The 12582-nt window shown below is 71.5% G+C and carries 9 protein-coding genes and 1 pseudogene; 4 read left to right on the forward strand and 6 right to left on the reverse strand.

Translation table 11 applies throughout. The features are described 5' to 3' along the window. Positions 1 to 13: 13 nt before the first annotated feature. The gene (locus tag ACIQAK_RS24010; protein WP_366391176.1) at positions 14 to 1573 is read right to left on the reverse strand and encodes an MFS transporter; all 1560 of its coding nucleotides are present in this window, start codon (positions 1571 to 1573) and stop codon (positions 14 to 16) included. A 61-nt stretch (positions 1574 to 1634) separates the two neighbouring features. Here ACIQAK_RS24010 and ACIQAK_RS24015 point away from each other — a divergent pair. Beyond that, positions 1635 to 2652: pseudogene (locus tag ACIQAK_RS24015) on the forward strand (helix-turn-helix transcriptional regulator); the annotation flags it as partial. A 376-nt stretch (positions 2653 to 3028) separates the two neighbouring features. On the opposite strand, the gene ACIQAK_RS24020 reads toward ACIQAK_RS24015, so the two are convergent. Beyond that, positions 3029 to 4030 carry a sigma-70 family RNA polymerase sigma factor gene (locus tag ACIQAK_RS24020; RefSeq protein ID WP_366391177.1) on the reverse strand — a complete coding sequence of 334 codons (1002 nt, stop codon included), beginning with the start codon at positions 4028 to 4030 and terminating at the stop codon, positions 3029 to 3031. A gap of 543 nt (positions 4031 to 4573) precedes the next feature. Here ACIQAK_RS24020 and ACIQAK_RS24025 point away from each other — a divergent pair. Next, on the forward strand, positions 4574 to 5617 hold the full coding sequence (locus tag ACIQAK_RS24025; RefSeq protein ID WP_366391178.1) for a questin oxidase family protein: 1044 nt from the start codon (positions 4574 to 4576) through the stop codon (positions 5615 to 5617). Between the two features lie 65 nt (positions 5618 to 5682). On the opposite strand, the gene ACIQAK_RS24030 is transcribed toward ACIQAK_RS24025, so the two are convergent. Beyond that, positions 5683 to 6465, reverse strand: coding sequence for a class III extradiol ring-cleavage dioxygenase (locus ACIQAK_RS24030; protein ID WP_366391179.1), 783 nt, complete (start codon positions 6463 to 6465; stop codon positions 5683 to 5685). Positions 6466 to 6569: 104 nt separating this feature from the next. Between ACIQAK_RS24030 and ACIQAK_RS24035 the strand changes: the two genes are divergently transcribed. Further along, positions 6570 to 7082, forward strand: a complete 513-nt coding sequence (locus ACIQAK_RS24035; protein WP_366391180.1) for a MarR family transcriptional regulator — start codon at positions 6570 to 6572, stop codon at positions 7080 to 7082. 60 nt (positions 7083 to 7142) lie between these two features. On the opposite strand, the gene ACIQAK_RS24040 is transcribed toward ACIQAK_RS24035, so the two are convergent. Together ACIQAK_RS24040 and ACIQAK_RS24045 are read right to left on the reverse strand one after the other, a co-directional pair. Further along, positions 7143 to 8699 carry an MFS transporter gene (locus tag ACIQAK_RS24040; RefSeq protein ID WP_366391181.1) on the reverse strand — a complete coding sequence of 519 codons (1557 nt, stop codon included), beginning with the start codon at positions 8697 to 8699 and terminating at the stop codon, positions 7143 to 7145. A 198-nt stretch (positions 8700 to 8897) separates the two neighbouring features. Then, positions 8898 to 9560: a TetR/AcrR family transcriptional regulator gene (locus ACIQAK_RS24045; protein ID WP_366391182.1), complete on the reverse strand. Its 663-nt coding sequence runs from the start codon at positions 9558 to 9560 to the stop codon at positions 8898 to 8900. A 286-nt stretch (positions 9561 to 9846) separates the two neighbouring features. Between ACIQAK_RS24045 and ACIQAK_RS24050 the strand changes: the two genes are divergently transcribed. Further along, complete coding sequence (locus ACIQAK_RS24050) at positions 9847 to 11124, forward strand: M6 family metalloprotease domain-containing protein (protein WP_366391183.1); 1278 nt, start codon at positions 9847 to 9849, stop codon at positions 11122 to 11124. Between the two features lie 146 nt (positions 11125 to 11270). Here ACIQAK_RS24050 and ACIQAK_RS24055 read toward each other — a convergent pair whose 3' ends face one another. Next, on the reverse strand, positions 11271 to 12515 hold the full coding sequence (locus ACIQAK_RS24055; protein WP_401848904.1) for an AMP-binding protein: 1245 nt from the start codon (positions 12513 to 12515) through the stop codon (positions 11271 to 11273). Between the last annotated feature and the right edge of the window lie 67 nt (positions 12516 to 12582).

The raw sequence follows: 12582 nt of genomic DNA on the forward strand, positions 1-12582 counted from the left end.
GCGGCTCGCCCGCTCAGCCCTTCAGCGCCCGCTCCTCGGTGAGCGACCCCTCGTCCGCCGTCTCACCCTCCACGTGCACCCGCGGCCGGGCCGGCAGGGCGAACATCAGCAGGAAGATCACGGCGAGCACGCCGGCCACCCACCACAGCGACTGCTGGAACGCGTCCACGAAGGCCGGGCCGACCTCCCGCGGGGCCAGCCGGTCGCCGATCGCGCCGAAGAAGACCACCGACACCAGGCCGAGGCCGAGCGCGGTACCCATCTGCTGCACGGTGTTGATCAGCCCGGACGCCGAGCCCGCGTGCTCCTTGGGGACCTCGGAGAGGATCGCGTCGGTCAGCGGCGCCACGATCAGGCCCATCCCCGCGCCCATGATGGTCAGTGGCACCGCCATCTGCCAGGAGGTGATGGCCATGCCGTAGTGCTCGGCCTCCCAGAGGTAGGTCAGCAGCCCGGCGGCCATCAGGAGCGCGCCCGCCTGGAGGACCTTGCGTCCGAAGCGGGGCACCAGCTTCTGCACGGAGATCCCGGCGGCCACCGATACGGCGACGGAGAAAGGAATGCCCGTCGTACCGGCCCGCAGGGCGCTCCAGCCGAGGCCCATCTGCATGTACAGGGTCCAGACCAGGAAGAAGATGCCGAGGGCGACGCCGAAGGTGAGCTGCACGGCGATGCCCGCGGCGAAGCTCTTGACCCGGAACAGTGAGAGCTCGATCAGAGGGGAGCCGTCGACGACGGCCTTCCGCCGCTGGTGCAGGACGAGGAGTGCGAAGACGAAGAGGCTGCCCACCATCGAGAAGTAGCCCCAGAGCGGCCAGTCCAGCTCGTGCCCGCGGGTGAGGGGGTAGATGAGCATCAGCATGGCGAGGGTGACCAGGGCGACGCCCGCCAGGTCGAGCCGCATGGCCTTGGGCGCCCTGGACTCGGTGATGAACTTCGCGCCGAGGATGAGTCCCGCGATACCGACGGGCAGGTTGATCAGGAAGATCGGCCGCCATTCGAGGCCGAAGAGGTTCCACTCGGTGAGCAGCGCACCCAGCAGCGGGCCGGAGACCGCGCCGAGGCCGACGATCGCGCCGAAGAGGCCGAAGACCTTGCCGCGCTCGTGGGCCGGGAAGGTGGCGTGCACGATCGAGAGCACCTGGGGCACCATCAGGGCCGCCGTCGCTCCCTGGAGGATGCGAGCGGCGACCAGCATCTCCGGACTGGGCGCGAAGCCGCAGAGGGCCGATGCGACGGTGAACCCGGCGATGCCGATGAGGAACAGCCGCTTGCGCCCGTAGATGTCGCCGAGCCGGCCACCCGTGATCAGCCCGGCCGCGAACGCGAGCGCGTACCCGGCGGTGATCCACTGGATCGCGGAGACGGAGGCTCCGGTGTCCCGGGTGATGCTCGGTATGGCGATGTTGACGATCGTGACGTCGACCAGGTCCATGAAGGCCGCGGTCATCACGATGGCGAGGGCGAACCAGCGGCGCCGGTCAGCAGGGGCGGGCTGGGGCGGTGCGGTGCTCGACGCGGTGTTCGGTGCGGTGTTCGGTGCCGAATCCGGCAGCGCTGCGGAAGAAGACATGAGAAGAAGCTATGTCCCCATGAGGTCTGATCCTGACCTAATGAGGGCGCATCCTCGATTCATGACCGACACCCCGGCACGACTGCTGAAACTGCTGTCGCTCCTCCAGACCCCGCGCGAATGGCCGGGCGGGGAGCTGGCCGAACGGCTCGACGTCAGCCCGCGCACGGTCCGCCGCGACATCGACCGGCTACGCGACCTGGGCTACCCGGTCGAGGCCTCACGCGGTTCGCTGGGCGGCTACCGCCTGGTCGCAGGGACCGCCATGCCGCCGCTCGTACTGGACGACGAGGAGGCGGTCGCCATCGCGGTGGGGCTGCGGGCCGGGGCGGGGCACGCCATCGAGGGCATCGACGAGGCCTCCGTACGGGCGCTGGCGAAGCTGGAACAGGTACTGCCGTCACGCTTGCGGCACCGGGTCTCGGCGCTGCAGACCGCCACGGTGCCGCTGACGCGGGGCGACGGGTCCACCATCGATCCGCAGACCCTGACGACACTGGCTTCGGCGGCCACCGGGCAGGAGCGGATGAGATTCTCGTACCGCAGCGGTGACGGTACGGGGTCGAAGCGGCAGGTCGAGCCGTACCGGCTGGTCAGCACGGGGCGGCGCTGGTACCTGGTGGCGTACGACCTGCTGCGGGAGGACTGGCGGACGTTCCGGGTGGACCGGGTCTCCGAGCCCTTCGCGACCGGCGTCCGTTTCGCGCCCCGGCCGCTCCCCATGGCGGGCGGCGGGGACGGGGAGGGCGGCGGGGCGGAGAGCGCGGCGCGTTTCTTCACCCGTTCGATGGCGCGCATGCAGCCGGAGCTCCGGCTCGATGTGTGGTTCGGGGCGCCCGCGGAGTTCGTGGTGGAGCGTCTGCCGCCGATGCTCGGGGTGCCGGAGCCGGACGGGGAGAGCGCCTGCCGGCTGCGCTCCTCATCCACGCACTCGCTGGACTGGGTGGCGCTGCGGCTGGCCCTGGTGGACTGCGAGTTCACCGTGCAGGGGCCGCCGCAGCTGGTGGCGTACCTGGAGAGTCTGGGGGCCCGGCTGACCCGTGCGGCCTCCCCCGGACCCGGGCCGCAGAGGCCCGCGCCACAGATGCTGGAGCCGGAGGCGCAGAGGCTGGAGCCGGGGACGCAGAGGCTGGAGCCCGGGACGCAGAGGCTGGAGCCCGGGACGCAGAGGCTGGAGCCCGGGACGCAGAGGCTGGAGCCCGGGACGCAGAGGCTGGAGCCGGGGCAGGCACGGGCGACGCCGGATCGGCCTCAGGTGCCGGGGCAGGCCGGGCAGCGGCCCGGGCGGCACCAGCACGGACATGGACGGCCCGGACATGGATGAGCCCCGGCGCCGGGGGGGGTGGGCGCCGGGACTCGGTTCCGGGGACCGGCGGGAAACCGGTCGGTGACCGGTGTGATCCGGTCGGTCAGCCGGTGCGAACCGGCTTGATGGGGAGATTACGGGTTATCGGCTCACGCCGCAGCGTCAAAGCCCGTGTCGTGAGCCATTCGCTTCAATTCCAGCAGTGCGTGCTTCTCTATCTGCCGGATCCGCTCCCGCGTCAGGCCGTGCTGCTTGCCCACTTCGGTCAGCGTCCGCTCGCGCCCGTCCTCGATTCCGTACCTCATCTTGATGATGGAGGCGGTCCTGTTGTCGAGCTTGCCGATCAGGTCGTCCAGCTCCTCGCTGCGCAGGAGCGTCATCACCGACTGCTCGGGTGAGACGGCGGAGGTGTCCTCCAGCAGATCACCGAACTGGGTGTCCCCGTTGTCGTCGACCGACATGTTGAGGCTGACCGGGTCGCGGGCCCAGTCCAGGACGTTGCTCACGCGCTCGGCGTTGGAGTCGAGCTCGGCGGCGATCTCCGCGTGCTCGGGATCGCGCCCGTTCTCCCGGTTGAACTCGCGCTGGACCCGGCGGATCCGGCCGAGCTCCTCCACCAGGTGGACGGGGAGGCGGATCGTGCGGGACTGGTCCGCTATGGACCGGGTGATGGCCTGGCGGATCCACCACGTCGCGTACGTGGAGAACTTGAAGCCCTTCGCGTAGTCGAACTTCTCGACCGCGCGCACCAGGCCCGCATTGCCCTCCTGGATCAGGTCGAGCAGGGGCAGCCCCGCGCGCGGGTAGCGGCGGGCCACGGCGACGACGAGGCGGAGGTTGGAACGGATGAATATGTCCTTGGCGCGCTCGCCCTCGGCGACCAGCGCCTCCAGCTCCTCACGCGTCGCACCGCGGGCTTCGCTCTCCACCTCGCCGTCGAGGATCTGCTGGGCGTAGACGCCCGCCTCGATGGACTGGGAGAGGTCGACTTCCTTGGCGGCGTCGAGCAGCGGTGTGCGAGCGATCTCGTCCAGGTACATGCCGACCAGGTCGCGATCGGCGATCTCCCCGCCCACGGCGCGAACACTGCTTGCCCGGTCGTTCCCACCGGAGGTGGTGGTCGAACGACGGGCGACGGCACGGGTTGCCATGCGTGCTCCCTTGCTGAGTAGGTCGCGACACCCTTCGGGTGCCCTGCATCCGATGGAAACAACGACTGGAATCCGGACAGAATTCCCATGCCGCCCATTCATTTTCTCGATCATGCAGTACCCTGTCCGGCGCCGACCGAGGAAAACCTGGCTAGGACACCCTCGGAAGCGCAGGTCAGGCCCGGTGCCGAGGGGACGTCGGCAGCCCCGATAGGGCGCCGTCGACACCGTTCCGGTGAGACGGCGCTCACAGAGGGCCACACCTATGGGCCACGCCGCCCACAGGTGAACGTTTCCCATGACACAGATCGTTCCGATCTCGCGTCTACCCCGGAAGACGACCCGTACCGCCTCGGGGTTGCTCACGATGTCCGCAATGTCGCGGTGGAGTACCGGACGCCGGTACCGGCCGCCGTAAGCGGGCACGGCCCAGGCCCGCCGCCTCCCCGCCAGGCCCTAGGTCCACAGGAGGAGGTCCCCGCTCCCGCGGACCGGGACCTCAGCCCGATCCGCAGGACCGCCGTCGTCCCTACCGTGAGATCCATGACGGATACTGCGCGCGACCACACGGACACATCCGGCACCCTCGACGAGGCTCTGGAGCGCATCCACCTGTCAGGCCCGGAGCGGGACGGCTGGCTCAGCAATCACGCGCCGATGGCGGTCGAGGCCCTCGTGCGGCGCGGGCTGGCGCCGACCGCGCACCGCTGGCTCGACAACTACCGCCCCCGGCTGGAGGACATGCCCGCCTCCGTCGCAGCGGTGACCGGCCGGAACTGGCACGAGGCCCTCGGCGACATCGACCGCGTCGCCGACTGGACGCTGTTCTTCGAGCGGGAGACCGCCGACCACCCCTGGCGTACCGTCCTCGCCGAGTGGTGGCCCCGGCTCCTGCCCGGCATCGCGGGTGGCGCCACGCACGGGGTGATCCGGGTCGGCCACTCCGTACGCACCCTCCTGGACGGCGAGGAGACCGCCCCGCGCGTACGGGAGCTCGCCCACGCCCTCGGCTACTGGGCCGCCCGGCACCAGCCGCTGCCCGCCGTGGAACGCCTCGCCCCGCCCCTCGATGCGGCGGCAGCCCTGGAGCGGGTGCCGCTCATCGCCGACCAGGACGGCGACATGCTGAGCCGGCTCGACCGGCTCACCGGGTTCCCCGACTGGCCCGGGCAGGCCCCCGCCGGGCCGGAGGCGGCCCGCGCCGCGATCGAGGAGCTCGTACGGGCCGCCACCCACCGGTACGCGACCCATGGCCACGCCTCACCGATCATGCTGGTCCACTCGGCGACCGCGCCCAACGCGGTCCTGCGCACCCTGCCCGCGCTGCCCCACGCCCTGTGGGTGCCGAGTCTGCACGCGGCCTGGGCTGCGAGCGCCGCGGTGACCTCCGCCTACGGGCCCCGCGAAGCGCTGCCGGTCGCGGCACACCTCACGGCCCCGCAGGACGCGGAGGAGATGTTCGTGCGGGCGGCGGCGCACGGTGACGACCACACGATCAAGTTCACCGACACGGCACTGGACGTAGGTGACGCGGCTGCCCTCGTCGCCGCCGGACGCGCGATCGAGCTGAACACACCGGCCTGGTGAGACGCCCTCGCCCGCACCCGCCGAACACCTGCGCCGGTCCGGCCCGCCGGCCCGGCGCCGTACCCTCAGCCGAACTGCACCGACCGCTTGGCCAGCCCCATCCAGAAGCCGTCGATGACGCTCTGCCCCTGGTCCAGCTCCTCCTCGGCGGCGCCCAGCGTCACGAACAGCGGGGCGAAGTGCTCGGTGCGCGGGTGGGCCAGCTTCCCGGCGGGGGACGTGTGCTCGAAGTCGAGCAGGGCGTCGATGTCCTGGGCCCGCAGCGCGCGGTCGCCCCAGTCGTCGAACTCCGCCGACCAGCCGGGGACTCCGCCGCCCGGGTGCCGCAGGGCGGCCAGGTTGTGGGTGAAGAAGCCGCTGCCGACGATCAGCACGCCCTCGTCCCGCAGCGGGGCGAGCCTGCGCCCGACGGCCATCAGCTTCTGCGGGTCGAGCGTCGGCATGGAGATCTGGAGTACGGGGATGTCGGCGTCCGGGAACATCTCCACCAGCGGTACATAGGCCCCGTGGTCGAGCCCCCGGTCCGCGATGTCCTGGACCGGGGTACCGGAACCGCGCAGCAGCTTGCGGACGCTGTCGGCGAGTCGCGGGGCGCCGGGGGCTCCGTACCGCACCCGGTAGTAGTGCTCGGGAAAGCCCCAGAAGTCGTACACCAACGGGACCGGATCGACGGCACCGAGCGCGAGAGGGGCCTCCTCCCAGTGGGCGGAGACCATGAGGATCGCGCGGGGGCGGGGCAGCGCGGCGGACCAGGCGGCGAGCTGGCCGGGCCAGACGGGGTCGTCGGCGAGCGGAGGGGCGCCGTGCGAGAGGTAGAGGGCGGGCATGCGCTCCGCGGTGACAGTCATGGCACTCTCCGTTTACTGGACACCGACGAGGTTCTTGAACCTTCAAGTTCCAACCTCCGGAGATCTTAACCCTATCTAGTTCAACATTCAAGAAAAGGCGTACAGTGGAGTACATGACCACGGCATCCACCGGCGCGACACGCTGGCTCACCGACGAGGAGCAGCGCGTCTGGCGCGCCTATCTGCATGCCACCACGCTGCTGGAGGACCATCTCGACCGCCAGTTGCAGCGGGACGCGGGCATGCCGCACACCTACTACGGGCTGCTCGTCCAGCTCTCCCAGGCGCCCCGGCGCCGGATGCGGATGACCGAACTCGCCCGGGACGTGAAGATCACCCGCTCCCGGCTCTCGCACGCCATAGCGCGGCTGGAGAAGAACGGCTGGGTGCGGCGGGAGGAGTGCCCCTCCGACAAGCGCGGCCAGAACGCGGTGCTCACCGACGAGGGGTACGCGATGCTCAGCCGTTCGGCGCCGGGCCATGTCGACGCCGTACGGCAGGCGATGTTCGACCGGCTCACCCCGGAGCAGGTGCGCAGCCTCGGCGACATCATGCGGGTGATCGCCGGCGGCCTCGAACCGGAGGGTACGGACGCGGATCTGCCCTGGCTCCGCTGAGCGGCGAAGTCAGGGCAGATCCGAGGGGAGAGGCCAGGGCCTGTCCGGGCGGGGGCGGCGTCAGTGGGCGACGACCGGGATCAGGAACTCGTCCTCGGCACCCTCGGCCGCCCCGTCGGACGCACCGCCGCTCGCGCCGGTGCCCGTTCCCGGGCGACCGGTGTTGATCAGTACGACCGCGATGGCCGAGGCCAGGACGAGGATGCCGACCGCCCACCAGATCGCGCTGGCGAAGCCGCTGACCATGGCCTGGAGCTGAAGGAGCTTCGGGTCCGTGGCGCGGGCCGCGTTGTCGGTGATGTACGCGGTGGTGGCACCGGCCGCGATGGTGTTCAGCAGGGCGGTACCGATGGCGCCGCCGACCTGCTGCGAGGTGTTGACCATCGCGGAGGCCACTCCCGCGTCACGCGGCTCGATGCCGTGCGTGGCCAGGGACATGGCCGGCATGAACGCCGTACCCATACCGAGGCCGAGCAGCAGCATGCCGGGCAGGATGACGGCCGCGTAGCTGGTGTCCAGGTCCAGCTGGGTGAGCAGCAGCATGCCGATCGCGGCGACCAGGAAGCCGGGTCCCATCAGCAGCCGCGGCGGGACGCGGGTCATCAGCCGGGTGCCGATCTGGGTGGATCCGGTGATCATGCCCGCGATCATCGGAAGGAAGGCGAAGCCGGTCCTGACCGGGGAGTAGCCCTTCACGATCTGCAGGTAGTAGGTCAGGAAGAGGAACAGCCCGAACATCGCGATGATGGCGAGCCCCAGCGAGAGGTAGACCCCGCCCCGGTTGCGCTCGGTGAGCACGCGCAGCGGCAGCAGCGGCGACTTCACACGCGACTCGGTCACGACGAAGGCCGGCAGCAGTACGGCGGCGGCGATGAACATGGTGATCGTCACCCCGTCCGACCAGCCGGCCGACTCGGCGCGGGTGAAGCCGTAGACCAGGGCGACCAGGCCGAGCGTGGAGAGCACGACACCCGGGATGTCGAGCGGCGAGCGGTTGCGGGAACCGGACGGCTCGCGGATGACGAAGTACGCGCCCGCCGCGGCGACCACGGCGAACGGGATGTTGACGAAGAACGTCCAGCGCCAGTTCAGGTACTCGGTGAGGAAGCCGCCGAGGATCAGTCCGACCGCGCCACCGCCACCGGCGATGGCCCCGTAGATACCGAAGGCCTTCGCGCGCTCCTTGGCGTCGGTGAACATCACGGCGAGCAGTGAGAGGGCCGCCGGCGCGAGCAGGGCGCCGAAGACACCCTGCAGGGCCCGGGAGCCGAACATCATCGCCTCGTTCTGGGCGGCTCCGCCGAGCGCGGAGGCCAGGGCGAAGCCGATCAGCCCGACGACGAAGGTGCGCTTGCGACCCCAGAGGTCGGCGATCCGCCCGCCGAAGAGGAGCAGTCCACCGAAGGCGAGGGCGTAAGCGGTGATGACCCACTGCTTGTTGCCCTCGGAGATGCCGAGGTCGGTCTGGGCGGAGGGCAGGGCGATGTTCACGATGGTCGCGTCGAGGACCACCATCAGCTGGGCGAGCGCTATGAAGGCCAGCGCTTTCCAGCGACTGGGATCGGGAAGCCCGGTGCCGGCCGTCTTCGACAGCGGGGCGTCAGCAGTTCTTGCCATGGGAGTAGCCACCTAGGGACATGAGAGGGCGCCGAGGACGTGGCGAGGAAGAGTCGCCGTACGTGCCGGCGTACGCGTGCTGGGAACAGGTGAATGCGTGAACGTGAAAGGGCGTCGAGTCGAAGCGTCGTGTCGACGAGGTCGGGGCGGGTGTCAGTCAGGCGGGCGTCAGTCGGGCGGGCGTCAGTCGGGCGGGCGTCAGTCGCGGCGCCTCAGGTTCTCCAGGGTTGCCGCCGACCCGGGCAGTACGGAGCGGGCCGGGGCCTCCAGCCCGTCCAGGAACAGCTGGAGATGGCGGTGGGCGAAGCGGTCGATGTCCAGGCAGGCGATGCCGGGCAGCGGCCGGGTGAGCTGGGAGAGGGCGACGAGGATGTCACCGACGGCGATGTCGGTACGCAGCCGCCCCGCGGACATGGCGCGCGACACGAGCCCCTGGACGGCCTCTTCGAGGCGTCCGCGCTCGGCGAGCAGTTCGGGGTGGTCCTTGTCGAAGACTCCGGAGAGCATCGGGCACAGGGCGCCGATCCGCTCGTCGGCGGCCGCGTGCACGAAGCGGCTGAGCGCGGCGAACGGGTCGGACTCCGCGGCGACGGCCTCTTCGGCCCTCAGGGTGGTGCGGGAGGTGACCGCGAGGACGACCTCATGGGTCAGGGCCGCGCGGTCGGGGAAGTTCCGGTAGAGCGTGGCGTTGCCGACGCCCGCCCGCCGGGCGACGTCGTCGAGCGGCACGTCCGGCCCGAACTCGACGAACAGCTCCCGTGCGGCCGTGACGATCCGCTCGCGGTTGCGCAGCGCGTCGGCCCGCGGTCGGGGCGTACGGCGCCTGTCTGCCGGTGCGGTGGTGTCGGCGACGGTCTCCACGGCTGCGGACCCTCCCTCTCCCTGATCGAATGACGCGAGCGGTGTGTAGTCGGACGACCCCCGCTCGTAACCGGGGACCGACTCCCCGTTTCGAGGGGACACGGATGCAAACGGGGAGGAGCTCCCCGCTTATTTCCACTCCTCTCCGTGACCTGCGTCACACTTCTCACCCGTGAGAACCCTCCGATCGGCGCACCCAGCGAGCGCCCCCGGATCACCCGGCACAGGCTGATCGCCAGAGCGCAGTCAGGGTCGGCCGGCTGCCGCGGACCCCGAAGGCGCCCCTATGCACCAGCCCCGCCACCGGATACGCAGTCACCGCCGCCCCCTCGCCCTGGCCGGAGCGACCGCCCTGGTCATAGCGGCCATGGTGTCGGCGAGCACCACGCTCCCGGGGGCCGGAAAGGCCACGGCCGGCCCGGCGGCCACCGCCCCGGATTCCGCGCTCGCCCCCTGCCGGATCGCGGCGGCCATGGGCGTCCAGATGTCCGAGGGCATGCCGACCCCGCCCGGTTACTCCCGCTCCACCGGTGAGATCAAGGCACTCAACCTGATGATCGACTTCCCGGACGCGGAGGGCACGGAACCGGCGGCGGACCGGTTCGCGGAGTTCTTCCCGCAGACCTCCGACTGGTTCACGACCAGCTCCTACGGCCGCCTCGACTACCGCCCGGAGGCCCCCGTCAAGGAGTGGCTGCGGATGCCGATGCCGTTCGCGGAGTACGGGATGGAGCGCGGTTCACCGTTCGAGCCGGGCTACCGGCAGCTGGTCGAGGACATCGTCGCGGCCGCTGACCCGCGGGTGGACTTCTCGGCCTACGACCTGGTCAATGTGCTGGTCACCCCGAACGCGGGCCCCTCCGCGCTGGACACCGTGCTCTCGGTGACCTTCTCCGGCAACGACGAGGCCCCGTCCGCGGACGGCGTACCGCTGTCCAACACGTCCTTCGTCTACAGCCGCCAGGACGACGGCTCAGGGTCGTACGCGCAGACGGGCTACCGCGTCCTGCCGCACGAGAACGGCCATGTCTTCGGCCTGCCCGACCTCTACACGATGGAGGGCGGCGGCTCGGTGGGGCATTGGGACATCATGTCCGAGGACTGGGGCGCCAACAACGACTTCCTGGGCTGGCACAAGTGGAAGCTCGGCTGGCTCGACAACGAGCAGATCACCTGCGCCTCCCGGCCCGGCGTCAGCGAGCACAGCCTCGGCCCGCTGGCCACCTCGGGCGGCACCAAGCTGGCCTTCGTCCCGCTGAGCGCGGAGTCCGGCTACGCCGTGGAGGTCCGTACGGCGGCGGGCAACGACGAGGCGGTCTGCCGCCCCGGGGTGCTGATCTACAAGGTCAGCTCCGACGTGGACACCGGCCAGGGCCCGGTCTCGGTGGCCGACGCCACGCAGGACAGCGGCGGCTGCACCCGCCGCCCCAACGTCCACGCGGAACTGTCGGACGCGCCGTTCCGGCCCGGCCAGACGTTCACGGACCGGGCCAACGGCGTACGGATATCCGTGCTGGAGGAGGACGGGAAGGGGAACTACCGGGTCCAGATCACCCGCCCTTGACATGCCCCGGCTCGCCGCCCCGGCTCGCCGCCCCGATCGCCGCCCCGGCTCGCCGCCCCGGCACGCCGCCCCGGACCGACCGGCTCGGCCGGCTCGCCGGCCCGGACCGGCCTGTGCCGTCGCCTCCCTGGGGGGGGCCCGCCCGCTCACACACTCCGGCCCTGGTCCACCGCCTCGACCCGGCCGACGACCGTGACCCGTCCTTCGCGGCGGACGGCGAGGTCGCCCGTACGGAACCAGCCGCCGCCGAACACCTCGGCCGTCGCGGCCGCGTCACGCCAGTAGCCGCGGGGGAGCGACTGCCCGCGCAGCCACAGCTCCCCCGGCTCCCCCTCGGGGACCGGGCCGCCGGAGGGACCGGCGACCCTGAGCTCGGTCACGGGGGTGGGATCCACGACGTACGCGGCGCCTCGGGAGTGCCCGATGTCCTCCCCGCCTTCTCCGCCTCCCCCATCTCCCGCACCTCCCCCACCTCCCCCGCCTGCCTTGCCTTCCTGGCCCTCCGCGCCTTCCGCGTCCGTCAGGACCAGGGTGCCGCCCGCCGCCATGGCGCCGTAGAGGTCGGCGAACGCGGCGGGGTGGGAGAACGGGAGCGCCACCGGAATGACCGGTGCCGCCCCCATCCCCGGAATGGCTCCCCTCGCCAGCGCGGAGGCGGCGGCCCGGAACCGGGCGTCGAGCGCGGCCCCGGCCTGGCCGAGGTGGGTGGTCACCGCACCCCTGGGCCGGCCGGTGGTGCCGGAGGTGTAGAGGATCAGGGCGTCATCCTCGGGCCGGGGCTCCACGTCGGGCGGCGCGGCCAGCGGATCGGGGGCGGGCAGGTCTTCGTACCGCTCGACGCTCACACCGTCCCGAAGTCGGCCCTCCCCACGGAAGAGGACGACGCGCACCCCGGCCTGTCGAGCCCACCCCGCGACCCGCTCCAACCGCTCCCCGTCGACGAGCAGCACGTCGGGCTCGCAGTCGTCGAGAACGGGACGGAGTTCGTCATCGGCCCATCGGGCGTCGAGCGGTACGGCGACCAGCCCGGCCAACTGGGAGGCCCAGAAGGCGATCTGCCACTCGGGCAGGTTCTCCATCGCCACGACGGCCCGGCAGCCGGGGCGCAGCCCGTACCCCTCGCTCAGCCGGACGGCCAGGGCGGAGGCGGCGGCGAAGAACTCCCCGTAGGACCACCGGCGTTCACCGGCGACCATGAAGACGGAGTCCCCGTAGGCCCAGGTGGTCTCGACGAACTCCCGGAGTGTGCGCGGCCCGTCGGCGTACTCCAGCGCCCCCCGCTCGCCCCGGACCACGGCGAAGGGGGCGCCGGGGGCGGTGAGGAGGGCGTGGTCGCGCCCGGCACCTTCGGGTTCCGGGTGCCCATTCGGGGGCGGGGCGGTGTGGGGCACGGGCGGCGGCCTTTCTCGCGCTGGCTCGGTAGGGGTGACGCTATGCGGGCCGGACGGGAGCGCCAAG

The organism is Streptomyces sp. NPDC088706 (assembly GCF_044752765.1).
Taxonomy (GTDB): Bacteria; Actinomycetota; Actinomycetes; order Streptomycetales; family Streptomycetaceae; genus Streptomyces.

Coding starts and splice junctions, on each gene's coding strand:
- ACIQAK_RS24050 (WP_366391183.1), top strand. CDS start 9,847: ATGCACCAGCCCCGCCACCGGATACGCAGTCACCGCCGCCCCCTCGCC.
- ACIQAK_RS24030 (WP_366391179.1), bottom strand. CDS start 6,465: ATGACTGTCACCGCGGAGCGCATGCCCGCCCTCTACCTCTCGCACGGC.
- ACIQAK_RS24020 (WP_366391177.1), bottom strand. CDS start 4,030: ATGGCAACCCGTGCCGTCGCCCGTCGTTCGACCACCACCTCCGGTGGG.
- ACIQAK_RS24010 (WP_366391176.1), bottom strand. CDS start 1,573: ATGTCTTCTTCCGCAGCGCTGCCGGATTCGGCACCGAACACCGCACCG.
- ACIQAK_RS24040 (WP_366391181.1), bottom strand. CDS start 8,699: ATGGCAAGAACTGCTGACGCCCCGCTGTCGAAGACGGCCGGCACCGGG.
- ACIQAK_RS24025 (WP_366391178.1), top strand. CDS start 4,574: ATGACGGATACTGCGCGCGACCACACGGACACATCCGGCACCCTCGAC.